This is a genomic window from Thiomicrorhabdus xiamenensis, from assembly GCF_013282625.1.
Classification (GTDB): Bacteria; Pseudomonadota; Gammaproteobacteria; order Thiomicrospirales; family Thiomicrospiraceae; genus Thiomicrorhabdus; species Thiomicrorhabdus xiamenensis.
Window position 1 is genome coordinate 146,659 of sequence record NZ_CP054020.1, and the last position, 26,093, is coordinate 172,751.

Here is a 26,093-nt window from a genome sequence, read left to right on the forward strand (position 1 = left end):
GACTCGTAACCAGCCGTTTTAAGCTCGTCTTAGGCGCTTTGCTTTATACGAAGTGAAATCATGTACGATGTTGTCGAAAAATTCGCCGAATGCCTCGGGGGGCTTGTCCAGATGGCAGCCGACACGGTCTATGCGCAGGCGGTTACAGCAGTTTCGAGCGCTCAGTTTCAGTCTGAGTTGGCGCTCCCAATGAGGACTCCAGTCATCCACGATCAGCTCAACCTGTTGGATCGCGCTCAGGGGCGGAACGTGACAGATAAAGGCGACGCCCGCAGCGCTGATATCGACGATTGTGCCGTCAAGTTGTTTGCCGTCCAATATCAGCTTGCACGGTATGCAGACCGGATATCTTTGACAGTTCCTTCTTTCTCGCATTCAAAAAAACATTTTCGTTAATAGTAATGCTCTATTTTCAATGCTTTTTATCTTTTGTAAAGGTGCATTATGATTTTGGTGCCTTAAAGTTAGGCAGTTTCAGACGATTTTTTTGATAAAAACGCGTTAAATACGATCTGCCAGAACTATGCCGATGCCCAATTTTCTTGAGAAGTACTGCATGTCAATCAGACTGTCACCAAAGCCGTTAAAGTATTGCACGTAGCCTTTTAAACGACGGTTGATCGGGTAGGTGTACTCCAGTTGAACCGAGCCGTAACGATTGGCGTCATAGCGATTACGCAAAGTCATGGCGAAGGTATTCTTATTCCACTTGTAGGCGGCTTCGAGTTCATAATCGCCGAGATACTTCTGATAGTTAAAGCTGTTGTCGAATTCGTCCTGTTCGTCGAAGCGGCGCCAGGTTTTAAAACTCAGGAAGCTGTTTTTGTGTTGCAGGAAGCCCTGCAGAAAAATCCGGTTCCAGCCGCGTGACAGAATGCTGGTCTGGCCATTTGACTGGTGATTGACCCCCGAGCATCAGCTTGTGCAGATTGAATTCAAACGGAAAGTCGAAGTCGGCGTCCCATTCGACCCAGACTTCCGGCTCATGATTGGTCTCGCGGAAGGGAATCGAATCCTTATCATCGAAAAACTGCCAGAAAGAACGGTTGGTATAAGCGGCATAAAAATCGAACGATTTGTCGAACAGCACAAGATCCTTATACAACGGAAATTTGAAGCTGAGCTGAAACTGGACTTCTTCGTCGTGGTAAGCCAGTGTTTTTCCGGCCTGTTCTTCAAACGGCGCTTCATTTACGCCGTTGGCATAGTGCGACAGCAGAGCATAGTTAAGCCTGTGCGGGGTCAGAACGAACGGATTCTGTTCCGTGACCTCTTCGTTCAATTTTCGGCTGGAGAGTGGTTTGGGTTGATCAACCTGACGGCAACGGTTGCGGATGTCGCCCAGTGTGGTCGTGTCGTCTTCGCTAAGCAGTGCTTTCTGCAGACAGCTGGTGTAGTCGAGATAAGAGACACTGTCCTGAACCGGCTCTTGTGCATAGCTGTTCAGAGTGAGGCACAGCAGTCCCAGAGGTAAAATGCGTGTTACCCCGGTCCAGTTCTGAGCGGATCGGGATTTCAGGTTGAGGGTGAAAACTCGCATAGCACTATTTCTCGATGTATTTCCTGACTTTATAGATTCTGCGGTAGTTGTGCTCCGCGTTCAGGCGACAAAGTTATCCGGCGAGAGTCCTGCTTCGATAAAGTCCGCTTTGGCGGTCTGCTGCATTGCCCACGGACCGCAGAGATAAACTTGATATTTCTCGAGGTGCGGATGATCCTGGAGAACCTGTTTATGTACCAGCCCCTTGGCACCGTTCCAGTTCTCGACTTCGTCGGAAATGACCGGGATGTATTCGATGTTCGGGTGTTTCTGGCTCAGGTCGATCATCTGCTGGTGCATATACAGATCGTCCTTGCAGCGCGCACCCCAATAGAAATCAATCGGCATGCCAGCCTGCTGTCTGATCAGCTCTTCCAACAACGCCTTCATCGGAGCAAACCCGGTGCCGCCGGCGACAAAGATAACCGGCTTATGATTGTCTGCTACTTTCATCTGTTCTTTCGGGCCCTGCATTAAAAGCTGAGCGCCGGTTTGCAGAGCGAAGAGACGTTGCATCCACTCGCCGTTGTCATGGTCACGGATATGGCATTCAATCAAGCCGTCTTCACGCGGTGCGGCAGCGATGGAAAAAGGTTTGAGGTCCGCTGAATCAAAGCCAAGCATAATGTATTGACCGGCATGGTATTGAATCGGCTGCTGCGGCTTCAGAAGGAGGCTTACGATGGTTGGAGCCAGGGTTTCTTTATGAACCAAAGTAACGAGTTTGTCTGACATTTAAATTCTCTAGGATTATGGGTTTTAACGGCTTCGGGCGTACTTAAAATTTGAATTCGGTCCATACCGGAGCGTGATCGGACGGTTTTTCCATTCCGCGGATGTCATAGCCGATATCGCTGGAAACGGCTTTAGCATTCAAAGGTGCCGTTGCCAGAACCGTATCAATACGCAGGCCGCGTTTCGGTTCGCGGTCAAAGCCCTTGGAGCGATAGTCAAACCAGCTGAAACGGTCGTTGACTTCCGGATGGAGAGTGCGGAAGGTGTCGATCAGTCCCCAGTTGGTCAATTCGGCCCACATTTCACGCTCTTCCGGGAGGAAGCTGGTTTTTCCGTCGCGCAGCCAGCGTTTGCGGTTCTGCTCGCCGATACCGATATCCAGATCGGTCGGCGAAATATTGAAGTCGCCGATAACGGAGATATTCTGATCCGGACGACACTCCGAGTTCAAGTATGTCATCAGATCAGCATAGAATTTCTGTTTTGCCGGAAATTTCACCGGGTGTTCACGATTTTCCCCTTGCGGGAAATAACCGTTGATGACGCGGACTTCGTTGCCGTCCGGCATGACGAAATCGCCAATGATCATACGTTTCTGAGCATCGTCGTCATCGGTTTTCCAGCCTTTCTGAAGCGCTTTTAATTCAATGCCTTTGCGGTACAGGAGGGCAACCCCGTAGTGGGTTTTCTGGCCCATGAATTCGGCGTTGAAGCCCATCGCTTCGATTTCCTTAAGCGGGAATTCATGATCCTGAACTTTCGTCTCTTGTAGACCGATAATATCCGGCGCAATTTCTTGGTTTAAGGCTTCGAGCTGGTGTAAACGCAGGCGTACGCTATTGGTATTGAAAGAGACAATTTTCATAAATTTTCCAATGATTTAGCAGGTTAATCAGGGTATAAAATTTAGTTCAAGATTATAACGGATAATTCCAGCTTCTTTGGGGAAACTCCATTCCGTCCGTCTGTGTGTGAGTAAAAATCCGTAAAAACCTGTCGGGCATTTATGTAATTTTCGGATAAATTGAGTATGATTAATGCACAATTGAATTTATGTATATCAAGAGGAAACCGTGATGAGTAAAGGGTTAATGGACTATGTTCAATCGGCAATGGGCAACATCAAAACCGCAGATGTGGCTGAAGCGAAAGAATTGATTGCCGCTGGTTATAAAATTTTGGATGTGCGTGAGCCGGGTGAATATCTAACGGCCGCTATTCCGGGAGCCATCAATATTCCTCGCGGCGTACTGGAACCGGCTGCCGACTTGAATTACCCGGGCGCCAATCCGGCTTTGCGTGATGCCCGCGATGCCGACTGGTTGGTTGTTTGTAAATCCGGCGGTCGTGCGGCATTGGCCACTCAGACTCTGCAAGAGATGGGCTTCGATAATGTCGTGAATATGATCGGCGGCATGGATGCCTGGACCGAGTCCGGTGGTGATACAGAAATTCCGTCAGGGGAAAATTCGACGGTAGTTCTTAAAGAGCCTTGCATCTAACCGCGCAGGAAGTTGCACCGTTCAAGCCCCTGCTTGCGTCTGCGCGTTCGGGGGCTTTTTGCTATGGGGGCTTTGGGATGCAAAACGGCTGCTTTCTGATAAGATAAAAATTTGTCGTCATTTCATTTACTTAAGAGAGAATTAAAACTATGAGCCATGTCTATCGCCTGGTGATTTCTTGTCCCGACCAGGTCGGGATTGTTGCTTCCGTTGCCCAGTATATCGCCGATCAGGGCGGGACTATCGTGGAGGCAAACCATCATACGGACGCCGCCAATAACTGGTTTTTTATGCGTCACGAGATTTTGGCTTCGTCTCTGAAAGGTGGGCTGGAAGCTTTTGAAGAGGGCTTCAGAAAAGTCGCCGAGCAATTTGAGATGGAATGGTTTATTTCCGATTCAAATCGCCCGAAAAAGATCGCCCTTTTTGCTTCCAAGGAGTCACACTGTCTGGCCGACCTTCTGCATCGCTGGCATGAAAAAGAGCTGCCGGGCGAGGTGGTTTGCGTTATTGCCAATCACGATGATCTGCGTTCCATGGCCGAGTGGTATCAGGTTCCTTTTCACCATGTTGCCGTGACGCCGGATACCAAACCGAAGGCATTTGCCGAAACCGAACGTCTGGTTGCTGAATATGATGCGGAAGTCATTGTGCTGGCTCGTTACATGCAGATCCTGCCGCCTAAAATGTGTAAGGACTATACGGGGCAGGTGATTAATATTCACCATTCTTTCCTGCCTTCTTTTGTCGGTGCCCGACCTTATCATCAGGCAAGTGAGCGCGGTGTAAAACTGATCGGCGCTACCTGCCACTACGTAACCGAAGTGTTGGATGCCGGCCCGATTATCGAGCAGGATGTCATTCGCATCAGTCATGCGCACAGCATCGACGACATGAAACGTCTGGGACGCGATGTTGAAAAGACGGTTCTGGCGCGTGGTTTGCGTTACCACCTTGAAGACCGGGTTCTGATTCACGGCAATAAGACCGTGGTTTTCGATAACTAAGGATTTTCCTTGGCTCAGGCGCTTTGCCGCGCCTGAGATCTATTTATCCGCTTCCTGTTCCATAATCTTCGTTAAAGCCTTTCTGAACGCCTGTTCTGCCTGTTTTTTTCCATTCAAATGATGCTTTTCAGCCAGTTGCGTCCAGTCCAGTCGCTTCAATAATTTGTCGTTCAGAATTTCCCCTTGCGACACTTCCAGTTTTGCCAGCGAATCCGTTTGCTGCAGAATGAATTGATGAATGAAAACACTGCAGGTGGTGAAGGGACGCTTGCCTTGAAGGTACAGAGAGACGATAGTGCGAGTGTGCGTAAAATCTTGAAGCCGTTCGTCTGGCGTGGCCTCTAGAAGCAGTTTCAGCTGGGTGAATTCCAATTCTTTTAGCTCATCGGCTAACAAAAAAGGAAGTTGCTGATAGAATTCGCGGCGGACGCTTTCCAGCGGCAGTGCTGTATCGGTTAGCGGCTGGTACACCACAAGGTTGTAACTGCCGCTGGCTTTGTCGCGTTTACAACCGAGATGTAGTGGTCGCATTTTCTGTTTAAGCCAGAAGTGGATCAGGTCATTATCAGCGCCAAAACTGCTGCTTAAAAAGTCGATCTGCTGTGATCTTGCAGCATCTTGCCAGGCTTGAATCAGTAGCGAGCCGATCCCGAAATTCTGCCATTGCGGTTCGACGGCGATGCGCATCAGCCGCCATGAACGCATTCCCAAAGCGTCGCCAAAAGCGTACTGGCGATTAAGAAGCTGCGGAACCAGATGCCCGTGCAGGCTTTGAGCGTTTTCAATATTGCCTTCCTGCTGGCTGAGAAGGATGCCGACGGTCTGCTCATGGTAGTATGCCGCCCAAAGACGGTTGGGCGCATCCAAAAGTTGCTGCAGGTCGTTCGGGCTGGTCTGGTAATGGGCTTTAACCAGTAGGCCGAAGATCTGCGGCAGTTTGTCGATGAGTTCGCTTTTGCTGATCGGCTTGATGACGATCTGTTGTTGCAATTGTTGTTTGGGCTGTGTGCGCGGCGGGAAGGATAACTGATCCGCACTCTGTAAAAGCAACGCCTGATTGATCGCTCTTTCCAAAGGGTCGTTACTGTTCCAGCGTAAGGGTTCGAGCAGATGCAGGCGTGTCCAGTCGGGGGTCAGTTTGTGCAGCGTTTTGGTGAAGCGCAGTTCGAATCCGCGACCGGACCCTTCGTAACCGTGCAACGTTGTGGAAAATACTGTTCGATGGTATTTCTGTAACAGCGCGGCGAGGAGCGGGGTCGGAATTTGCGCGGCTTCATCGATCAGTAGCAGGTCACACTCCACCTGATTAAGATGCAAATAGTCGGGGGCATAAAACTTGAGCTGTTTAGATTGATTGCCGTACTCGAATTCGATCCGATCTTTGTGAATTTGCAGTTTGGCGAATTCGGGAACAGTCTGCCGTGTCAGCCACTGCTGCGCATGGGCGAAAGCTGTTTGCGTCTGCTCCGGAGTGGCGGCGCTGATGGCAATCCGTTGTTTGCCCTTGATTAACGCCTGAACGGCCGCCAGACCGAGCGAAGCACTTTTCCCGCGCCCGCGGTCGGCGCTCAGCACCAGCGGGCGCTTGCGGTGGCCGAAAGCCACTTTCAATATCATTTGAATCGCCTGATGTTGCTCCTGGGTGGCTGCGCCATCGGTGTAATTTTCCCGTAAGGTTGGAATCAGTCTGCGTCCGGATTCCAGTGCCGCAACCAGAAGGGCGCTGTTTTCCTGTTGGCGGATCCAGATAACGTCACTTTGCCAGCTGGCGACTAATTGGCGGTAAAACCACGGTTCCTGTTCCCGGTAACAGAGCGGCGAATTTAAAAACCGTTTATTTTCCGGATTGGGGATTTCCGGCCAATCGGGTGGGGTAACGAGAATCAAAAAACCACTGGCGCGGATCATCCCGGAGACGATACCGAGGGTATCGGCCCGCAGCCCTTGCTCCAGCGAGATAAGTGCATGGGAAAATTCCTGTCCTAACCAGTGCTTGAGCTGGTTTTGTACGACTTCTTGCCGGTTATTCCGTTCGGAAAACGCCCCGACCGCCAGAGTTCTTGCATCGCTGCAGAGTGCATCAATAAGCGCTTGAGCCCAATCGGTATCGCCCTGCAGTATGCACAGTGCGCGGTGGCCTCTCTGTTGCAGAGTCTGTTGCTGTTGTCGAAGGTAAGATAATGGCTGGTCGAGATGCATCATGTTTCGGCAATGAAATCCAGAGAGGCGGAGTTGATGCAGTAGCGCAACCCGGTCGGTTCAGGGCCGTCGGTGAAAACATGTCCTAAATGGCTGTCGCACTTGGCACAGCGCACTTCGGTTCGCAGCATGCCATGAGAGCTATCACGCACTTCTTTGATAACGCCTGCGGAAATCGGTTGCCAATAGCTGGGCCAGCCCGAACCGGAGTCGTATTTGTGTTCTGATGAAAACAATGCCGTGCCGCAACAGGCGCAGACATAGGTTCCTTTTTCTTTATGCTGCCAGTATTTTCCGGTAAAAGCGCGCTCGGTACCGCCGCAGCGGCAGACTTCATACTGTTCGGGCGTTAGCTTCCGTTGCCACTCTTCGGGAGCTAAATCTTCAGGCTGTTTGTTCATGTCACCACTCCTGTTGCTTAGGCTGTTCACTCTATCCATTATAATGGGCACAGTTTTGATTAAGAAAATACAACCATGAAAAAAATTGCTTTGCAGCCGGCGGAATTGTTTTGGCAGGACAAGGTTCCTTTCGCCAGTGAATTCGATGACAGCTACTTTTCCCAGCAGGACGGGCTGAATGAAACCCGTTATAACTTTCTGCAACATAACTTTCTGGCGCAACGTTTTGCGGAATTGCTCCTTGATCCACAGAAGAACGTGTTTCGCATTGCCGAAAGCGGTTTTGGCTCCGGATTGAATTTTCTGGCTGCGATACAGCTTTGGCAGCAGGTCTGGCAGGGGAATACGCCGGCGGGTGAGTTGCATTTTATCTCCTTTGAAAAGTTTCCGATGCGCCTGCAGGATCTGAGTCGAGTGCATCAGGCGTTTCCGGAAGTTGCCGAGCAGGCGCTCTTGCTACAGGCGATTTATCCGCCGTTGTTGCCCGGATGGCATGATCTTTACCTCCCAGAATGGAATATCCGTTTAAGTCTGTGGTTTGGCGATATTCAGGAGGGGTTTAAAGAGTGCGATTCGAGTCCGATGGGCGCCGTCGATGCCTGGTTTTTGGATGGTTTTGCACCGTCGAAGAATCCGCAGATGTGGCAGGCTTCGCTTTTTCAGAATATGGCGCGATTGAGTCATGCCGAGACAACGTTTGCGACTTTTACCGCCGCCGGTATCGTGCGTCGCGGGCTGCAGGCCGCCGGTTTTGAAGTCAAGAAAGACAAGGGTTTCGGCCGCAAACGCGAAATGTGTTACGGGAAAATGGCGCATAAGCGATCGGTCAGCAGCAAAGCCCCGTGGTTTGAGCGACCGGAGCAGCAGAATCTGCCGCAAGTAAAGACCGCGATTGTCGTCGGTGCCGGTCTGGCCGGTGCTACGGCCGCTTACGCTTTGGCCGAAAAGGGCGTTCATGTGACGATTCTGGAGAAGGAAGAGGAGGTCGCTACTCAGGCATCGGGCAATCTCGCCGGTACCTTGCATCCGCTGATTACAGCAGACTGGAATCAGCGTTCGCGCTGGTATTGGGCCGGATATCAAAGCGCTATGCGCTGGCTGAAGCCCTGGTTGTTTGAAGGAAAGGTGCAGGGAGACTTGAAAGGACTGATTCAGCTGGCGACAGACGATAAGCTGCATGCTCACTGGTTGCAGTCTAAGGAACGAGTCGGGGTGCCTCAGGAGATCGCCAGATGGGTCAACGAGCGAGAGGCCGCGGAACTTGTCGGAATGGATCGGGTCAGTCCGGGAATCCTGTATGCCGACAGCGGTTGGATCTATCCGAGATCGGTTGTTGAAACCTGTCTGACACACCCGAATATCACTCTCGAGTTAAATCAGCAGGTTGATGAATGGCATTATCAGCAAGGGCTATGGCAAGTCTCTGCCGGGTCTCAAATTTATCAGGCCGATGCGCTGGTGTTTGCCACCGCCAGTCTGGATCAGACGCTGAATTCGGCTCTTAAGGCACCGTTGCGTCCGGTTAAGGGACAGGTAACGCATCTGCAGGACAGCGATTTGCGAAAGCCGCTGCAAATGGCGGTGACTCATGGCGGTTACTCTTCTCCAACGGCGAGTGGACACTGGGTCAGCGGTGCGACCTTTGAAGCTCCGGATATGGGTACGGAGCTTTCACTTGCCGGACATCGGCATAATTTGCAGGCGGCTGAAGTGGCTTTGCCGGATTGGCTACAGGTGACGGCTGATGCGTTTGCAAACCAACAGAGCGGTCGGATCGCTTTTCGGCCGACGACACCGGATCATCTACCGATCGTCGGGCCTGTGGCCGATTGGGATTTTATGCAGCAGGCGTATCTGACGCAGTCGCATACCAAAGCGTTATTCCAGTATCCGCGACAAGCATATTTGCCGCATCTGTATATTTCCAACGGACATGGTGCCCGCGGAATGATTTCGGTCTTTTTGGCGGCCGAGATGATTTGCGCCGAAGTTTTCGGGCAGGCTTTGCCGTTGGCTCAGTCTCTGTATTATGCCTCGCATCCGGCGCGTTTCCAGATTCGCGAATGGCGTTCCGGAAAGCGGCAAAAGTAGATGATTCCTATCGGGATCATTGGCTGTTATGATAGATTTTTGGAAAATCCCGGGCCGTTTCGGGCTTTTCGGTTCATGAGCAAAGGAAGCGTAGAATGAGAATTTTTGGCTTTATCAGTATTATTGTCTGGCTGTTGATTTTTATCGCATTGGCAATTATGTTTGACTGGTTCGGTAGCCGTGATCTGGCTAAGAGTGCCGTGCAGGGTTCAGAAGAGGTCATCGAGTATTTGGAAAAAACCGGAGATTCCACCATGTCGGTAATCGACTCGGTTTCCGATGAAGCCAAAGACGTCAAAGAGGACGTTCATAAGGCGACCGAATAAGGTTTTACTCGGGTCTGTCCTGGTTCAGACCTGTCAGAAAATGGTTCAGCCCGCCTGTACGTTCAGCTTCGTGCAGCGATGGGCGGTAATGCGGCTGAGCTTGACTGGCACCGGCCAGTGCCTGATGCAGGTACTGTTTGCTTTTTTGAACTGCATCAAGCAGTGTTTCGCCGCGAGCCAGAAAGGTTGCGATAGCCGATGAGAGAGTGCAGCCGGTCCCGTGGCTGTGTTGCACCTGCAGACGCGGTTTGCAGAAAGAATGAATTTCAGGTTCCGATTGCAACTTCTCAAAGAGAGAGTCGCACGCCATACTCCCGGTCTGATGACCGCCCTTCAGAAGAAGATTTTGTATTCCCATCTCGGCAAAGGCCCGAGCCGGAACGGTTTCGTTATCCTTCAAGATGTTCTGCAGCGAACCGTTGAAACCTGCCTGCTGCAAGAGTAATTGTGCTTCCGGATGATTCGGGGTGACTAAAGTCACTTGCGGCAAAAGCTTCTCTGTCAGGTGTTGAATGGCTTCCTGTTGCAGTAAAACCGCGCCGCTGGAACTGACCAGAACCGGATCGAGCACGACCGGAACCCGCAGGTCTTGAAGCAGTTCGGAGACGGTTTCAATTTTGCTCGCCTCCGCCAGCATGCCGATCTTAACCGCGTCAATCTGATAATCCGCAAGCAGACTGTCCAGCTGCGCCTTGAAGGCGTCTACAGATACTGGATAAACGCCTTGCACACCTTGCGAATTTTGCGCCGTCAGAGCGGTGGCAACCGACAAGGCATAACCGCCCAGCGCATGAATGCTTTTGCAGTCGGCCTGAATGCCTGCTCCTCCGCTGGGATCCGAGCCGGCAATGGTTAATACGGTTGGCAAAGACATAGGATCTTAATCACTTTATAATAAGGCGCATTTAGCACCGGGATTCGAGGGCTTTGTCCGCACAAAATCGGATCGACGAAACTGGAATTCATGCACAGCTAACGGGCGGTTATTATGCCATAGCTGGCATTCTGCGATGGGAGGTAAGTTCGCGTGCCGACAATAGGCTTGATCATAATTGGGGATGAGGTGCTTTCCGGCAAACGTCAGGATCGGCATCTGGCGCAGGCGAATGAATTGCTTCGTCCACGCGGTCTGGCGCTGAGTTGGGTGCAGATCCTCGGTGACGAGCCTAAACGTTTGCAGCAGACGCTGAGTCGCAGTTTTGCCAGCGGGGATATTGTTTTCTGTTTCGGTGGCATAGGCGCGACACCGGACGACCGCACGCGGCAATGTGCCGCGAAGGCTTTGGGGTTGTCGTTGGAGCGTCATCCGCAGGCGGTAGCCGAGATCGAAGCGCAGTTTGGCGAACAAGCTTATCCACAGAGAATTCGTATGGCGGAATACCCTGCGGGTGCGGAGATTATCCCGAACGCCTATAACCGTGTTCCGGGGTTTTCCATCAGACAGCATCATTTTATGCCCGGGTTTCCGGTGATGGCCAAACCGATGATGGAGTGGGTTTTGGATAACCACTATCAAGCGCTGTTCGGAGAGTGTAACGTAGAACATGCCGTGTTGATTACGGACGGACAGGAGTCGGAATGGATCGAGTTTATGGAGCAATTCGAACGGCGATTTCCGGCTTTGCGCCTGTTCAGTTTGCCGAAAATTGATGAGGAAGGTCGGCGATTTATTGAGCTGGGCGTAGAAGGCAAGGAAGATCAAGCCGAGCGCGGCATGACCGAGATTAAAGTGGAGATCGAGCGCCGGAATATGCAGTGGGAGCCTTTGTACTGATGAGCCTGCAACAAGATTGGGATGTTATTATTCTCGGTGCCGGTGCGGCAGGGCTGATGTGCTCTGCGACAGCAGGTTATCAGGGGTTGTCGGTATTGGTTATCGATCATGCTCCCAAGGCGGCGGCGAAAATCCGCATTTCCGGAGGAGGTAAGTGTAACTTCACTAATCTGGATGTCACGCCCAAGAATTACATCTGCCGAAATCCGCATTTTGTCAAAAGTGCGTTGTCTCGTTATCCGAGCAGCGCTTTTATCGAATTGGTCGATCGTCACGGGCTGGAGTACGAAGAGCGTGAACTGGGCAAATTGTTCTGCGCCCATCGTGCTTCGGATCTGATTCAGATTCTGCGCACAGAGTGCGATTGGGCGGGGGCGCAGTTTTCGCTGAAAAATGCCGTCGAAAGGGTGACTTATCGAGATCAGCGTTATCAAGTGCTCACATCTCAAGGTCGGTTTTCGGCAAAACAACTGGTTGTTGCAACCGGCGCACGTTCTTTTCCAAAGCTTAAAGCCAGCGGTTTCGGTTATGAATTGGCGGAACAGTTCGGTTTACGGGTCTTGCCGCAGAGGCCCGGATTGGTGCCGTTGAATTTTTCCGGAAAATGGCAGCAGCGTTGTGCAGAATTGTCGGGAATTTCGCTGGATGTGGCGATCAGTGCCGGTTCGATGCGTTTTGCAGAGGCGATGCTGTTTACCCATCAGGGGATAAGCGGGCCGGCGGTTCTGCAGGCTTCGAATTATTGGCAGGAAGGGGAGGCGATCGCGGTCGAGCTCTTGCCGACGGTGGACGTTCTGGCCGAACTGAAGAAACTCCGCCAGGGCGCCGGCAGTCTTGCCAAGTGGCTGCACGGATTCTGGCCAAAACGTTTTGTTAACTTCTGGTTGGCGCTGTACCCTTTGCAGAGCGAGCCGGCGAATTGCAACGATGCGCAATTGGAGGCTTATGCCCGTCTTCTGACGCATTGGGAACTGTATCCGTCACAGACCGGCGGATATGAGAAAGCCGAAGTCACTTTGGGTGGGGTCGATACGGATGAAGTCTCGTCGAAAACGTTCGAGGCGAAAAAGCAGCCGGGATTGTATTTTATTGGCGAAGTGCTGGATGTAACCGGGCAATTGGGCGGTTTTAACTTTCAATGGGCCTGGGCGTCTGCGGTCGCCTGCGGAATCGCTTTGGGCGAAAACCGGTAGCGAAAAGATTTAATGAAAATTTGGATGTCACAATGAATTTATTAGGGTTTGATGAAAAAAATCGCGACTCTTTTTCGAATATCGTCAAAACACTGGTGAATCGCCACCAGACCGATCCGAAAGAGATGTTTATGCATGCACTGGAAAGTGAGGCGGAACCGGAGATGAACTATTGGATGACCAAAGTTCTGGTTCAGGAATATTTTGTTTCGCCGCAAATGGAAGTCGGTAAGGATGCGACCGGCGAGCCGGTTAAAGCCTTGCAGGCGGCCTGTCTCCTGCAGAATGTCGGTGTCGTCGCTGCGCTGTTGGAACTTGGTGGGGTTAAAGGGGATGTCACCGAAAAAGAGTTTCAGTTGGCCGCCCGTATTGCCTCGCAGCACGAAGATCAGGCGGTATTGGGCTTGCTGATGAAATATGCTCAGGAGAAGGATCTGTTGGAGCCGTTTATGCGCAAATTGCAGGGCTCTACCTTGCAGTAACCCGAAAAAGAAGCGGACTTGATCCGCTTTTTTTATATCCGGAGGTTTTAAGGCTAAACATCTTTGCTTAGCCGTGCTAATGTATTGGTCACAGACTTTTTGCGGCCGGTTTTTTAATAGGTAAAAACTATCTATTTATAAGAAAGATTCAATTTTACTAATATATAGAATTTCTATAAACTAGCCACAAGTCACAAAAAAATCTAATGACTTAAATTTTTCTAAGCTCAACCAAGTAATGAGGAGAATTCCTAAATGGCTCTACCAAATCGTGAAGGTCAAAGCGTACCTAATGTCACTTTCCCGACCCGTCAGAACAACCAGTGGGTAAATGTTACGACTGACGAAATTTTTAAAGGTAAAACAGTTGTGGTTTTCTCGCTTCCAGGCGCGTTTACACCAACCTGTTCATCTACTCACCTGCCACGTTATAACGAGTTGGCTCCGGTTTTCTTCGAAAACGGTGTTGATGAAATCGTTTGTATGTCGGTTAACGATACGTTTGTTATGAATGAATGGGCTGCGGATCAGGAAGCTGATAACGTTCGCCTGATTCCTGACGGTAACGGTGAATTCTCCGAAGGCATGGGAATGCTGGTCAATAAAGAAGATCTTGGTTTCGGTATGCGTTCATGGCGTTATTCAATGCTGGTTAAAGACGGTGTTATCGAGAAGATGTTCATCGAGCCGGAAGTTCCTGGTGACCCATTCGAAGTTTCTGATGCAGACACTATGTTGAGCTACATCAATCCGAATGCGAAGCACCCAAGCGTTGCAACGGTCTTCAGTAAAGACGGTTGTCCTTTCTGCGCGAAAGCGAAATCAATGCTTGAAGATGCCAATATCCACTATGAAGAGATCAAGGTTTCTCATTCAGGTGTGACTTCTCGTACTTTGCGTGCGGTAGCCAATGCAGGAACGGTTCCACAAATCTTTATCGACGGCGAATACGTTGGTGGTTCCGAAGAGTTGGAAGCTTATCTAGCGAAGAAATAAGCTTCAACTCCTGTTGAAACACAACCGTTGAGGGCGCAATGGTCATGCTGCATGGTATCGGCATGACCGGCGCCCTTTCTTTTACTGCGTAGTAAAACCTCTGCTGAAGATCAGAGGCAAGGATGAATTTTATAATGGCATATGATTACGATTTAATTGCGATTGGTGCCGGAAGCGGCGGTCTATCCGTTGTGGAACGCGCTGCCGAGTACGGGAAAAAGTGTGCGGTGGTTGAGGCCAAAAAGCTTGGTGGTACCTGCGTTAATATCGGCTGCGTTCCTAAAAAAGTCATGTGGTTTGGTGCACACATCGCCGAAGCTTTGCGCGATGCTCCGGATTACGGTTTTCACGTGAAACAGGACGGTTTCGACTGGGGCAAGCTGGTTGAGCAGCGTGAGCAGTACATCACGAATATCAATACCTGGTATGGAGGCTATATGGCCGATAAAGGTGTGGATGTTCTGCATGGCTGGGGTTCCTTTGTGGATGAGCATACGGTTGAAGTCGATGGGAAAACCTATACGGCGGAAACGATTGTGATTGCTCCGGGTGGTCAGCCGACGATTCCTCAGGAGACCGAAAACGGTGATCTGGGTATTACTTCAGACGGTTTCTTTGCATTGAAAGAACAACCGAAAAAAGTGGCGGTTATCGGTAGCGGCTATATTGCCGTTGAATTGGCGGGTGTTTTTCAGGCGCTGGGAACCGAAACCACTCTGGTCAGCCGTAAGGATCTGGTTTTGCGTGGATTTGACGATATGATTCGTGAAACCCTGACCGATGCCATGATTACCAGCGGCATTAAAAAAGAGTATCACTTTGCGGTTGAAAAACTGCACAAAGAAGCCGACGGTACGCTTACGGTATTCAGTACCGATGGGCAGCAGATCGGTGGTTTTGATCAGGTTGTCTGGGCCGTAGGTCGCGAAACATTGATTGAACCGCTTCAGTTGCAGAATGCCGGTCTGTCTGCAAACGGTAAAGGCTTTATTGAGGTTGATGAGCGTCATAAGACTTCGGTCGATAATATTTATGCGATCGGCGATGTCACCGGGCAGCCGCAGCTGACGCCTGTTGCAATTCGTGCCGGACGTTACCTTGCGGAGCGTTTGTATAATAACAAACCGGAATTGATCCTTGATTTGCACGCAGTGCCAACGGTGATTTTCTCGCATCCTCCGGTCGGTACGGTTGGATTGGCTGAGCATGATGCACGTCGCGAATACGGGCATGACAATGTGAAGGTGTATACCTCAATCTTTACTCCGATGCGTTACGCTTTTACCGAGCATCAGATCAAAACGGCTTTGAAACTGGTGGTTGTCGGTGAAGAAGAACGTGTGGTCGGAATTCATATTGTCGGCGACGGCGCGGACGAGATGCTGCAAGGATTTGCGGTGGCGGTTCAGATGAATGCTACTAAAGCGGATCTGGATGCGACGATTGCTATTCACCCGTCCAGTGCGGAAGAATTGGTCACAATGCGTTAATCTTTTTCATTTTTCTGAAAAAAGATATCCAAAAAGCCGACGGCTTAAGTGCCGTCGGCTTTTTTATTTTTAGGCATAGTGATAAATGGGATTGTAGGCATAATGCTCTGTAGCAATAAATAGAATAGGCGTAATATAAATAATAACCATTCTTTTTAGGAGAAGGTTATGCAAACTGTTCTGATTCCCGATTTAAGATACGCCTTTCTTTCCATATTCTTCTTTGCCTTGAATTTAGGTTTTTCCTCCAGTTTAGCAGAGGATTCTTCCCTCTTAGCTAAAGTATATGGTAGCGAGCTTTTACCTGAGACTGCAGTAGAGGATCGTGACCCATCTATCCGACATCAGCTTTTCTTGATTAAGAATTTTATTGTTGAAGAGTTTCTTAAGAGAGAGGGAATTTATCCAACAGCAAATGAAGTTCGGAGGATTGAGGAAAAAGTAGGCATCCGTTCCGAAGAGCGGCAAAAAAAGAGCATGCAATATTTACAGCAGAAATTGGCTGAAAGTGAGCTGTCTAAAGAGGAATGGATCGCACAAAAACATAAAGAGCTTGCTGAGACACAACAGGCGATAGACAAACTGCTTGCCGTCGATTCGGTTAAAAAACGCAAAATTGTTACGCGATATTTAGAGACACTGAAAAATTCGCAAATCAGAGAAAAGCCGACTCCCTGGAAAGAAATTCCCGATTATGTTTTGGAATCTATGCAAGACGGTTTTGAGCGCAACTGTATTCCTCCTGCAAAGTCAGTAAACGACGCCGTATCGATAGAAAGTGGAGAGATAGACGAGAATGGTAATGAAGTTCGCTATTTGAATCATTCTGTGGACAGTTCTGAGTGGAAGGAAGATAAAAGCTGCCCTGCACTGAGAGAGCATTTGAAACTGGCGCGAGAGCATCCGCAAGCTTTTATCCAGCAGGAATATCAGCGACAGCTCATCTCCTGGGAAAAACACAACGCGCGTATTCAGAACCAGAGAGATCCTGCCAGTATTTTGGCCCGACATTTTCATAATGAGCTTCAACCGTTACGTTTCAAAGTTAATGGTCTGGAAAGGCAGATTGCGCTTGCTGATGAGTTATATGCCAAACAACAGAGTCGTAAAGAATTCCATGCCGAGCGTTTAGCTGAATTGCAGAGCGGAGATGATAAAAGCCAGAAATTCAATAAAGGGGTTTCTGTTCTGCTTATGAAGCATTTTCGTTTTCATAGAGCTGTACATAATCTATATGGCGGGAGGATTACTGAAGATGGTTTGCCTGTGCATGCTCTTTTAAGTTATTACCAGAGTTTGCTGCAGACGAAGCAATTGCAGGTTTTCAATCAAGAGTTGCGGGAGGCTTTCAATGCTTATTTAGATGAGCTGGAAGATAAAAAGCAGGAAATTGAAAAAAAATGTGCGAATCAGCCTAATGAGGACAGAGTGCGTGGTTGTTCAACCAAGGCTGAGATCGGCTTCAAATCAATGGACAGATTCATTAAGCGCTTGCAATAAACGTTACAGCCTGCCGAAAGAGCTTCGACAGGACCGAAAGAATTTAACTTGTTAATCTCTCTAAGGGGTTAAGCGAGGATAAAACCTAAGCGATCTTTGAGTGAACTGCCCGGTTGTTTTTGTGAGTAGGTCTGCAACAGCATTTTAAGGCCGTCAAAGCAGTATTTGAGCTGCCCGCCGATGGAGAAGTTCTGTGGGTTCTCTTCACGGCAGTGTTTTACCGTTAATTTAACGTGAACCGGTTTCGCCAGTGGGTCGTTTTTGGGTTTGATGAGTAACTCGACTTCATCATCCGGTGCCAGCGGATACGGAATATTCAGACGCAACCCGGTATCGGAAAAGTCGGTAATTGTGCTGTAACTCATCGTATTTTTATCCACCACAACGGTCGGGATGCACGCTTCGGTTCGTTTGGCGACCCGTCGATTCAAAACGGCTTCTTCGAGTTTGCTTTGTGCTGTCTGGCTGTCCATTTTGGACCTCCTTTGTTTTAAGGAGTTGAAATGTCAGGAGTTTTGACTGATAACTCGATAATAAGGTTATTTCAAAAACAAGGGAAGAGTCAAAGAAATTTATACTTTTTGAAGCGAATTTCTTTCATCCTATGGCGCAGATTAAAAGTACACAGTTTGACATAGAGCTCCGAACGCTCCGAGGGAAATGTGTCTAAGGCTCTTTGACAACCTAAGCGACTGTTAATTTCGAGATTAATCATTACAATCCTACCTGAGAGAAAATGGATGATAGGAAATGAGATGAGTATTCGAAAATATAAAGGGATTGCCCCAAAAATCGCATCAACTGCCTGGGTCGATGAAAGTGCGGTTGTGATCGGTAGATGCGTTCTGGCGGAAGATGTCAGTATTTGGCCGAATGCCACCTTGCGCGGCGATGTGAATGATATTGAGATCGGAGCGCGCTCCAATATTCAGGACGGTGTTGTGGTTCACACTACCCATGAAAGCGATATTTCCAAAGGGTCGAAGTGTATTGTCGGCCAGGATGTGACTATCGGTCATAACGCCGTTTTGCACGGCTGCATTATTGAAGACGAATGTTTGATCGGTATGGGCGCAGTGGTCTTGGATAACGCTGTGGTGCAAAAGCACGTTCTGGTTGCCGCCAATGCACTGGTGCCTCCGGGGAAGGTGCTTGAGAGCGGTTATCTGTATGTCGGTTCACCGGTCAAGCAGGCGCGTCCGCTGACAGAAAAAGAGCTCGCTTTCTTCAAGTATTCGGCGGAGCATTATGTGAAGCTGAAAAATGATTATCAGCAGGATGAAGATTAATCGTGCTTTTAGTCGCAAACTCCCTGCCAAAAGTTGCTTGAAACACCAACTGAAATGGCCGAGAGCCTGAGAAAAGTCTTTTTCAGGCCCGATTTAAGAAGTTGGCGTTTACGAGTTTGCCATCATTTCGCGAACGGTGGCAATGACTGGAGCCGTTTCCGGTCGGACGCCGCGCCACAGATAAAACGCTTCGGCCGCCTGACCGACCAGCATGCCAAGCCCATCCATAACTTCGCACGCCGGCTGATGCTTTTTAGCCCATTGCATAAAGATGGTCGGCTCCGCGCCATACATCATGTCATATACCAGGCTGTCCGGCGTTAAGACTTTTTCGGAAACCGGAGGCAGTTTATTGTCCAGGCTGGCCGAGGTTCCATTGATGATAATGTCATAGCCTTCGCTGCATGGAATATCTTCCCAGCCGCTGGCACTGATAGGGATTTCGGTCGTAAAGCGATTGCCGAGCACTTCCGCGCGTTTGGCCGTGCGATTGGCGATATGAACGCTGGCGGGATTTTTAGCCAACAGCGGTTCCATAATGCCCTGAACCGCACCGCCGGCGCCCAGAATCAGCACCTTTTGGCCCGAAAAAGGGCGTTGCCCGTTTTGTTCAATATCGTTCACCAAGCCGATGCCGTCGGTATTGTCGCCATGAGTCTTGCCTTCGTCGTCAAACAGAAATGTATTGACGGCATGCGCGCTCTGCGCACGGCTGGACAGGGTGTCGGCATACTCGAAAGCGTCCAGCTTGAACGGGACGGTAATATTGATGCCTTTATAACCGCGCTGTTTCAAGTCGGCCATGCTCCACTCGAAAGTGGTCTCTTCATTGTCGATTAGAATGGCTTCATAGCTGATGTCCTGATCGGTTTGTTCGGCAAACAGGCGGTGAATCAGCGGCGATTTGGAGTGGGCGATAGGGTAGCCGACTACGGCATATTTATCTGTCATGGCGTCTTTCTGTTTGAGTTGATGTTGCGGGTTATTTTACGTGGGCAGGGAACTATGGCAAATATTTAAAAGCGATAATTAAGCCCGACGTTAACCACAGGAAGAATATCGTATTTGGACGCGTCTTTATCGAAACTCTTGATCTGTTGTTCTTTTTCTTCGTTGACCTCCACGATGTTGTTGACATTTTCACCGTTGACTTCGCCGCTGGTGACTAAGTAGAGCTCCGGTTCGCCGAAAAAGAGCGCACCAAACTCCATTTTCAGATTCAGATTCTTGGTCAGATCGAAAAACCATCCGAGCGAAAAGCGCGGGCCACTCTCTTTCCAGCGAATTTTTCCGTCAAGCGTGATGTCTTGGGTTGCCGTGGCGCTTAAACTGATCAGGTTGATTCCCAGAAGCTCCATGCCGCCGAAAGAGTAAGAGCTTCCCTCCGGAATTTGCGAATCGCCCTGAATCTTGAAATTATTTCTGACATAGCCGAAAGAGAGGAAAAATCCCCTTTTGAAGGGAAAGTAATCCAGCATCAGCGATGTCATGCCGCCATTGGTGTAGTAGCGGTAGTCGTAATCCAGATAACGGTCATATTTTTTGTATTTGACGCCCTGGGCATGCGCCAGTCGGAGATTAATGTGCGGGTTGATTTCAATACTGCCTTCGAATGTCATGCCTTCGAGAACGCCAAATCCGATTCCGACATTAAGCGGTGTTTCGCTTGGTGTATACCCGAAAATGGCATCGAGTTGCTCATTTGCCTGGCATTTGTGGATGTTCAGTAGCAGGAGACCGAAGAGGACAATAAGGCTGTGCAGATAAGGCATGGATATAAGGGTATTGAAAATTTACTTATCAAAGTGCTTATTATTCCATGTAGAAAAAAGATAGGGAAAAGAAAAGTTTGTTAGGTCGAAAAATAAAAAAAGGCCTTACGTTTTAAGGCCTTTTTGTTGTGCTCGATTATTGATCCTGAAGCCACATTGCAGCCAGTTTGGCGTAATAGGTCAGAATGCCGTCGGCACCGGCGCGTTTACAGCTAAGCAACGTCTCCAGAACTACCGGTTGTTCTTCGATCCAGCCTTTTTCGGCAGCCGCTTTAAGCATCGCATATTCACCGCTGACGTGATAGACGTAGGTCGGCGCCTTAAAGTTTTCCTTCACGTCGCGAACGATGTCCAGATAGGGGATGCCCGGCTTAACCATTACCATGTCGGCACCTTCGTTCAGGTCTAGAGCGACTTCATGCAAGGCTTCGTTGCGGTTGGCGGGATCCATCTGGTAGGTATATTTATTGCCTTTGCCAAGGTTGCCCGCGGAACCGACCGCGTCGCGGAAAGGTCCGTAGTAGCTGGACGCGTATTTAGCCGAGTAGGCCATAATGCGGGTATTGATGTAACCGTGGTCTTCCAGTAGTTCGCGGATTTCGACAATGCGTCCATCCATCATGTCCGATGGAGCAACGACGTCGGCACCGGCTTCGGCGTGTGAAAGCGCTTGTTGCATCAGAACATCAATGGTGTCGTCATTCAGAACATAACCATCGTCATCGATAATGCCGTCCTGTCCGTGGGTGGTAAAAGGATCCAGAGCGACATCGGTCATAACGCCCAGTTCCGGAACCGCTTCCTTAATCGCGCGAACCGCACGCTGTGCCAAGCCTTCAGGATTGTAAGCCTCAGCTGCATCCAGCGATTTTGCTTCGGCAGGCGTTACCGGAAAGATCGCGATCATCGGAATTCCCAGGGCGTGGATTTCTTTGGCTTCCTCGACCAGCAGGTCAATGCTTAAACGTTCAATGCCCGGCATGGATTTAACCGGCTCGCGGCTATTATGTCCCTCGATAACGAACATCGGATAGATCAGATCGTTAGGGGTTAAGACATTTTCTCGCATCAGGCGACGCGAAAAATCATCCTTACGCATGCGGCGCATACGGGTGATCGGGAATTGGCGATTAAGCATAGGGCCTCTCAGAATCGGTTTATAGGGTTTGCTGGCTTCGACAGGAATAGTTTTCGAAGCTTTGTCGAATTAGTTTAGGAATAATACTCGGCTCATTTTTAAATTTAAAGCGTCAGAATCGACCGCAAGAGTAAATTCATTATTTTTTAGCGATTATCAGCTTTATAATCGACCGTTCATGTGTATTTTTGTATGGAGATAAGTGAAAAATGGAACCGATGCAGTTTACTTTCTTTAGTCGGACTCTGGCGCAGCGCTATATGGATTTCTGTCAGCAGAACAATGTGCAGGCGGAAATGGAAGAGGAAACTTCGCCGTCCGGGGACGATGCGGTTTTCAATGTGACAGCCAGTACGGATGATGAAAGTCTTATGGAGGTGCTTGAAGCGCACTACGACGAACTGTTTTTCGGGGATCAGGCCGCTGAAGTTGAAGGAAACGATGGTATGGGCGCTTTGGCCGATGCCTGTGGTGTGCAAGTCAAATTGCAGTCCGGTCTGTATACGACCGTCGCGATTCATCCGGAAATCATGAATAAGATTCTATCGGTTTTGTCGATTGATGAATTACAGCAGTTTTTAGCGCAAGTGGCTGAAGACATTGAAAATCCAAAAACCGGGCCAATCTGTTCTCGATCTGATCTACCCACAATATGATGTGTTTTTGTCAGATAGATTTCATGACATAGATTTGATCCATCGCTGCCATAAAAAAATTATATAAGAGAGTCCTAATTTTTCTCGGTGTTTGCACTTGCAGTCGCTGTGGATAAATTTTATGATTAGCGACCAGCAATAACTGTATAGCCAAAATGGTCGCTCGTTTAGGCTAAAAAATAATATTTAACTCTTGAATCTGGGGTAGTACTGTACGCAAGCAGTAAAACCTTCAAGGAGCAATAAATGACAGATAAAATCGTAGAAAAGGTTGCGGTTCAAACAGAAGAGAGCCGTAATCAAGGACGTCGTGCCTTTCTAAAAGGTTCGGCGGCCGTAGCTGGTGGTGTGATGTTCACTAAAGCAGCTAGCGCAGCAGACGGTGCAGGATTCGATCCTAAAAAAGCTGTAGCACCTTACGCGGGTAAAGAAGAAATTACTGAAGTACTACAAGATGGTGCGGCACGTAAATCTCTAGGTTTCGGTGTTCGTAAGTATCCTTACGGTATGCCTTCTCCTTTCGAGAAAGAAGTTCAGCGTCGTACTCTTGAGTGGTTGACTCCTGACTCTATGGCGTCTATCACAATGACTCCGCTGCAAAGCCTGCACGGTATCATCACTCCAAACGGTCTACACTTCGAACGTTTCCACGGTGGTGTTCCTACAATCAACCCTGATGAGCACCGTCTGGTAATCCACGGTCTTGTTGAGCGTCCATTGATCTTCACTATGGATGATCTAAAACGCTTCCCATCAGTTTCACGTATCCACTTCGTTGAGTGTCCTGCTAACGGTGCAATGGAATGGAAAGGTGTTCAGTTGAACTCTGTTCAGTGGACTCACGGTATGATGTCTTGTGTTGAATACACTGGTGTACGTCTATCTGACCTATTGAAAGAAGCGGGTATCAAGCCAGAAGGTAAGTGGATTATTCCTGAAGGTGCGGATGCAGCGGGTCTAACTCGTTCTATTCCTATCGATCTAGCGATGGATGACTGTTTCGTAGCTTACGCTCAGAACGGTGAAGCGCTACGTCGTGAGCAAGGTTACCCAATCCGTCTGGTTGTTCCAGGTTGTGAAGCGAACATGTGGGTTAAATACCTACGTCGTATCCAGGTTCACGATGTACCTGCACAGCACCGTGAAGAAACTTCTAAGTACACTGAGCTTATGCCTGATGGTACTGCACAGCGTTTCTCTTGGTACATGGAGCCTAACTCTGTTATCACTTACCCATCTCCAGACTTCAAAATGCAAGGTCCTGGTAAGTACTATGTACGTGGTCTGGCTTGGTCTGGTCGTGGTAAAGTTGCTCACGTTGATGTTTCTTTCGACGGTGGTAAAAACTGGAAAGAAGCACACTTTACTTCACCGGTTCTAGATAAAGCTTGGACTCGTTTCGAAGTTGAATGGGATTGGGATGGTTCAGAAGCATTCCTAATGAGCCGTGTAACTGACGAAACCGGCTACGTTCAACCGCCTATGCCGCAAATGCGTGCACTTGAAGGTACGAACAACGTTTACCACCGTACTGCGATGGTTACTTGGCGCGTACACGCTTGGGAAAACGGCAAAAACGGAGGCATGATTGAAAATGTTCAGTACTAAGAAAACTCTAGTTGCAGCATCAGTTGCAACCCTATTTGCCGGTTCTGCAATGGCGATGTCTGGTAACTCAGACAGCAACTCTGCTTCTGGTGAAAAAATCGACGGTAAATATGCTGCAAACTACGAACAGATCATTCGTGATGCAGACGGTAAATACCTGGATGCTAAAGTTATCGAAGCTATCCTGGGTAAAGACGCTACTTACGGTCGTGACGGTCTTGAATCTAAACTAGATCCAGCTAACCCTTACTCTTTCGAAGTAGATGATAGCATCGATGGTGGTAACCACGGTAACGCGCAATGTAAGATCCCTGCGGCATTCGTAGAAGTTCACGACAGCGCGAAAGCTAACTACTACAACGATTCTGACTTCGAAGCTCGTGGTTTCGGTACGCCTATCGCTGAATCAGCGCTAGAAAAGTGGAACATCGTTGTTGACGGTGATGGTAAAGGTCTTCCTGATCCTTCAGTTGGTATGACTGTTGAAGAAGGTGCGAAAGTTTACGTTCAGTACTGCGGTATGTGTCACGGTGAATTCGGTGAAGGTGCTAAAGGTTACCTACCTCTAGCGGTAGAAGAGAACCTAGTTACTTCATCTTTCTTCGATCCAGCACCAATGAAAACTGTTGGTAACTACTGGCCGTACGCTGTAACGTTCTTCGATTACATCCGTCGTACAATGCCTTTCTGGACTCCAAACGCTCCGTTCATCGGTGATGCGGGTTACATGGGTATTACTGGTTACATCATGCAAGCGAACTACATTCCGGTTGATGCGGAAGGTACTGAGCTAGAAGATGATACTTTCTACAACTCAGAAATCCTGATGAAACAGAACAAGTTCATGAAAAACCAGGGTAACTTCTTCTGTGACCACCGTCCTGTAATCCATAACACTCGTTGTATGGAAAACTGTGCGGATGAGCAAGTTGGTGATGGTAAAGGTGATATTCACAACTATCGTCAAGCGCGTCGTCTACCAGACGGAACTCCTCAGTATAACGTTCCACAACGTATGCATGAAGATCCGCCAGGTGTCGGTCACGCAGGTATGTAATTTAAAACTTCGTGTTTTAAATACCTAGCTTGAAAAGCCCGCTTTATGCGGGCTTTTTTGTGTACTTACCAACCCCTGCGCACCGCTTTCTTTTCTGGCTGCTCAAGCCGTTTTTTCTTATTTATTCAGCACAATCTCCGGTGATCTTTCCATCTATCGCTATTTCTTTTGGGGAATAACGCTTTGAGAATAATTTATCACAATATAAGTTTTTTCTAATAAACTGCATTTTTCATAAAAAGAATTTGGTGTAGAATGCGTTATTCCCAGACAGCAATAACGTTGCTGTTTGTTTCAGCGGGTGAATAAGAGCTAATAATACTATTATGGGTAAATCATTAATCGATCCATTTAACCGTACAATCGAGTATGTACGCGTCTCTGTGACCGATCTGTGTAACTATCGCTGCGGCTACTGTATGCCGGAGCAGGGCGTGCACCCTGATGGGCATCATAAAGAGTATCTTTCATACGAAGAATTGGCTCGGATAATCAAAGCTTTTGTTAATTTGGGCGTCAGTAAAGTTCGTCTGACGGGCGGTGAGCCTTTGGTTCGAAAACGCCTGTATGAGCTGGTGGAGATGATTCAGCCATACGACGGCCTGGAAGACATTGCGCTGTCGACAAATGCGCACCATCTGGGCCGTGAAGCCGAAGCACTGGTTAAAGCCGGGGTCAATCGCTGTAATATCTCGATCGACTCTCTGCGCCCGCAGCGGTTTAATAAAATTACCCGCGGCGGCGATCTGGAGAAAGTTCTTGCCGGAGTCGACAAGGCATTGGAAGTTGGCATGAAGCCGGTTAAATTCAATATGGTCGTTATGAAAGGAACCAATGACGACGAAATTGAAGCGATGGTCGATTACGGGATCGAAAAAGGGGTTGAAATCCGCTTTATCGAAACCATGCCGATCGGACCGGCCGGCGTCAGTATGATGGATCAGCACTATGCAGCCGAGAAAATTCTTAAACGTGTCAAAGCGCATGTCGGTGCCGATCTGATTCCGTCAACCGATCGTTCCGATGCCGGCCCGGCCAGAAATTTCAAAATTGCCGGAACCAACGCACGAATCGGCGTGATCTCAGCGGTTTCGCAGCATTTCTGCGAGAGCTGCAACCGGGTTCGCTTGACGGCCCGCGGCGTGCTTGCTTTGTGTCTCGGTCAGGAAGATTCTGTTGACCTGCGTACTCCTTTGCGCGAAGGAATCAGTGACGCAGAGCTTGAGCAGCTAATTATTAAGGCGATTGCCAAAAAACCGGAACGTCATTTCTTCAATGAAAACGTTCACAACATTGAATTCAGACAAATGGTGCAATTGGGCGGTTAAGGCCCGATT

General features: G+C 49.0%; 27 protein-coding genes. 15 read left to right on the forward strand and 12 right to left on the reverse strand.

Annotated elements, in window-relative coordinates:
- Nucleotides 1-18: 18 nt before the first annotated feature.
- The 5 genes from HQN79_RS12180 to xthA all read right to left on the reverse strand — a co-directional run bounded on the left by HQN79_RS12180 (nt 19) and on the right by xthA (nt 3,140).
- Nucleotides 19-375, reverse strand: a complete 357-nt coding sequence (locus HQN79_RS12180; protein ID WP_173283776.1) for a PilZ domain-containing protein — start codon at nt 373-375, stop codon at nt 19-21.
- Nucleotides 376-501: 126 nt separating this feature from the next.
- Entirely contained in the window at nt 502-876 is a 375-nt protein-coding gene (locus tag HQN79_RS00655) for a phospholipase A (protein ID WP_173286857.1), read from the reverse strand.
- Nucleotides 803-1,540, reverse strand: coding sequence for a phospholipase A (locus HQN79_RS00660; RefSeq protein WP_173283778.1), 738 nt, complete (start codon nt 1,538-1,540; stop codon nt 803-805). The genes HQN79_RS00655 and HQN79_RS00660 overlap by 74 nt, the downstream gene beginning before the upstream one ends.
- Before the next feature lie 60 nt (nt 1,541-1,600).
- Complete coding sequence (locus HQN79_RS00665) at nt 1,601-2,275, reverse strand: NAD(P)H-flavin reductase (protein ID WP_173283780.1); 675 nt, start codon at nt 2,273-2,275, stop codon at nt 1,601-1,603.
- A gap of 43 nt (nt 2,276-2,318) precedes the next feature.
- Nucleotides 2,319-3,140, reverse strand: coding sequence for an exodeoxyribonuclease III (gene xthA / locus HQN79_RS00670; RefSeq protein WP_173283782.1), 822 nt, complete (start codon nt 3,138-3,140; stop codon nt 2,319-2,321).
- Between the two features lie 211 nt (nt 3,141-3,351).
- Between xthA and HQN79_RS00675 the strand changes: the two genes are divergently transcribed.
- A complete protein-coding gene (locus HQN79_RS00675; protein WP_173283784.1) occupies nt 3,352-3,777 on the forward strand; it encodes a rhodanese-like domain-containing protein in 426 nt (141 codons plus the stop codon).
- Between the two features lie 149 nt (nt 3,778-3,926).
- On the forward strand, nt 3,927-4,784 hold the full coding sequence (gene purU, locus HQN79_RS00680; protein WP_173283786.1) for a formyltetrahydrofolate deformylase: 858 nt from the start codon (nt 3,927-3,929) through the stop codon (nt 4,782-4,784).
- Between the two features lie 39 nt (nt 4,785-4,823).
- On the opposite strand, the gene HQN79_RS00685 is transcribed toward purU, so the two are convergent.
- A complete protein-coding gene (locus tag HQN79_RS00685; protein WP_173283787.1) occupies nt 4,824-6,986 on the reverse strand; it encodes a tRNA(Met) cytidine acetyltransferase TmcA domain-containing protein in 2,163 nt (720 codons plus the stop codon).
- Nucleotides 6,983-7,384, reverse strand: a complete 402-nt coding sequence (gene msrB, locus HQN79_RS00690) for a peptide-methionine (R)-S-oxide reductase MsrB (protein ID WP_173283788.1) — start codon at nt 7,382-7,384, stop codon at nt 6,983-6,985. Before msrB ends, HQN79_RS00685 begins: the two co-directional genes overlap by 4 nt.
- Nucleotides 7,385-7,459: 75 nt before the next feature.
- On the opposite strand from msrB, the gene mnmC reads away from it, so the two are divergent.
- Nucleotides 7,460-9,475, forward strand: a complete 2,016-nt coding sequence (mnmC, locus tag HQN79_RS00695) for a bifunctional tRNA (5-methylaminomethyl-2-thiouridine)(34)-methyltransferase MnmC2/FAD-dependent 5-carboxymethylaminomethyl-2-thiouridine(34) oxidoreductase MnmC1 (RefSeq protein ID WP_173283789.1) — start codon at nt 7,460-7,462, stop codon at nt 9,473-9,475.
- A gap of 95 nt (nt 9,476-9,570) precedes the next feature.
- On the forward strand, nt 9,571-9,801 hold the full coding sequence (locus HQN79_RS00700; RefSeq protein WP_173283790.1) for a hypothetical protein: 231 nt from the start codon (nt 9,571-9,573) through the stop codon (nt 9,799-9,801).
- Between the two features lie 4 nt (nt 9,802-9,805).
- On the opposite strand, the gene thiD is transcribed toward HQN79_RS00700, so the two are convergent.
- Complete coding sequence (gene thiD / locus HQN79_RS00705; RefSeq protein ID WP_173283791.1) at nt 9,806-10,675, reverse strand: bifunctional hydroxymethylpyrimidine kinase/phosphomethylpyrimidine kinase; 870 nt, start codon at nt 10,673-10,675, stop codon at nt 9,806-9,808.
- A gap of 153 nt (nt 10,676-10,828) precedes the next feature.
- Between thiD and HQN79_RS00710 the strand changes: the two genes are divergently transcribed.
- From HQN79_RS00710 to HQN79_RS00735, 6 genes are all read left to right on the forward strand, one after another.
- A complete protein-coding gene (locus HQN79_RS00710) occupies nt 10,829-11,575 on the forward strand; it encodes a competence/damage-inducible protein A (RefSeq protein ID WP_173283792.1) in 747 nt (248 codons plus the stop codon).
- A complete protein-coding gene (locus HQN79_RS00715) occupies nt 11,575-12,768 on the forward strand; it encodes a BaiN/RdsA family NAD(P)/FAD-dependent oxidoreductase (protein WP_173283793.1) in 1,194 nt (397 codons plus the stop codon). Before HQN79_RS00710 ends, HQN79_RS00715 begins: the two co-directional genes overlap by 1 nt.
- Nucleotides 12,769-12,800: 32 nt before the next feature.
- Nucleotides 12,801-13,250, forward strand: a complete 450-nt coding sequence (locus HQN79_RS00720; RefSeq protein WP_173283794.1) for a hypothetical protein — start codon at nt 12,801-12,803, stop codon at nt 13,248-13,250.
- A 255-nt stretch (nt 13,251-13,505) separates the two neighbouring features.
- Complete coding sequence (locus HQN79_RS00725; protein WP_173283795.1) at nt 13,506-14,246, forward strand: glutathione peroxidase; 741 nt, start codon at nt 13,506-13,508, stop codon at nt 14,244-14,246.
- A gap of 134 nt (nt 14,247-14,380) precedes the next feature.
- Nucleotides 14,381-15,736, forward strand: a complete 1,356-nt coding sequence (gene gorA / locus HQN79_RS00730; RefSeq protein WP_173283796.1) for a glutathione-disulfide reductase — start codon at nt 14,381-14,383, stop codon at nt 15,734-15,736.
- A gap of 168 nt (nt 15,737-15,904) precedes the next feature.
- Complete coding sequence (locus HQN79_RS00735; RefSeq protein WP_173283797.1) at nt 15,905-17,236, forward strand: hypothetical protein; 1,332 nt, start codon at nt 15,905-15,907, stop codon at nt 17,234-17,236.
- Between the two features lie 68 nt (nt 17,237-17,304).
- Here the strand turns inward: HQN79_RS00735 and HQN79_RS00740 are convergent, their stop codons facing one another.
- Nucleotides 17,305-17,709 (reverse strand): PilZ domain-containing protein, encoded by a 405-nt coding sequence (locus HQN79_RS00740; protein ID WP_173283798.1) that lies wholly within the window; start codon nt 17,707-17,709, stop codon nt 17,305-17,307.
- Between the two features lie 282 nt (nt 17,710-17,991).
- Between HQN79_RS00740 and HQN79_RS00745 the strand changes: the two genes are divergently transcribed.
- Nucleotides 17,992-18,525 (forward strand): gamma carbonic anhydrase family protein, encoded by a 534-nt coding sequence (locus HQN79_RS00745; protein WP_173283799.1) that lies wholly within the window; start codon nt 17,992-17,994, stop codon nt 18,523-18,525.
- Nucleotides 18,526-18,633: 108 nt separating this feature from the next.
- Here the strand turns inward: HQN79_RS00745 and aroE are convergent, their stop codons facing one another.
- The 3 genes from aroE to hemB all read right to left on the reverse strand — a co-directional run bounded on the left by aroE (nt 18,634) and on the right by hemB (nt 21,435).
- The gene (gene aroE / locus HQN79_RS00750; protein WP_173283800.1) at nt 18,634-19,476 is read right to left on the reverse strand and encodes a shikimate dehydrogenase; all 843 of its coding nucleotides are present in this window, start codon (nt 19,474-19,476) and stop codon (nt 18,634-18,636) included.
- 65 nt (nt 19,477-19,541) lie between these two features.
- Entirely contained in the window at nt 19,542-20,297 is a 756-nt protein-coding gene (locus HQN79_RS00755; protein WP_173283801.1) for a hypothetical protein, read from the reverse strand.
- 136 nt (nt 20,298-20,433) lie between these two features.
- Nucleotides 20,434-21,435: a porphobilinogen synthase gene (hemB, locus tag HQN79_RS00760; RefSeq protein ID WP_173283802.1), complete on the reverse strand. Its 1,002-nt coding sequence runs from the start codon at nt 21,433-21,435 to the stop codon at nt 20,434-20,436.
- A 209-nt stretch (nt 21,436-21,644) separates the two neighbouring features.
- Between hemB and HQN79_RS00765 the strand changes: the two genes are divergently transcribed.
- The 4 genes from HQN79_RS00765 to moaA all read left to right on the forward strand — a co-directional run bounded on the left by HQN79_RS00765 (nt 21,645) and on the right by moaA (nt 26,084).
- Entirely contained in the window at nt 21,645-22,091 is a 447-nt protein-coding gene (locus tag HQN79_RS00765) for a hypothetical protein (protein ID WP_173283803.1), read from the forward strand.
- Between the two features lie 246 nt (nt 22,092-22,337).
- Nucleotides 22,338-23,699, forward strand: coding sequence for a sulfite dehydrogenase (gene soxC, locus HQN79_RS00770; protein WP_173283804.1), 1,362 nt, complete (start codon nt 22,338-22,340; stop codon nt 23,697-23,699).
- Nucleotides 23,686-24,756 (forward strand): c-type cytochrome, encoded by a 1,071-nt coding sequence (locus HQN79_RS00775; RefSeq protein WP_173286859.1) that lies wholly within the window; start codon nt 23,686-23,688, stop codon nt 24,754-24,756. The genes soxC and HQN79_RS00775 overlap by 14 nt, the downstream gene beginning before the upstream one ends.
- A 326-nt stretch (nt 24,757-25,082) precedes the next feature.
- Complete coding sequence (gene moaA, locus HQN79_RS00780; RefSeq protein ID WP_173283805.1) at nt 25,083-26,084, forward strand: GTP 3',8-cyclase MoaA; 1,002 nt, start codon at nt 25,083-25,085, stop codon at nt 26,082-26,084.
- The last annotated feature ends 9 nt before the right edge of the window (nt 26,085-26,093 follow it).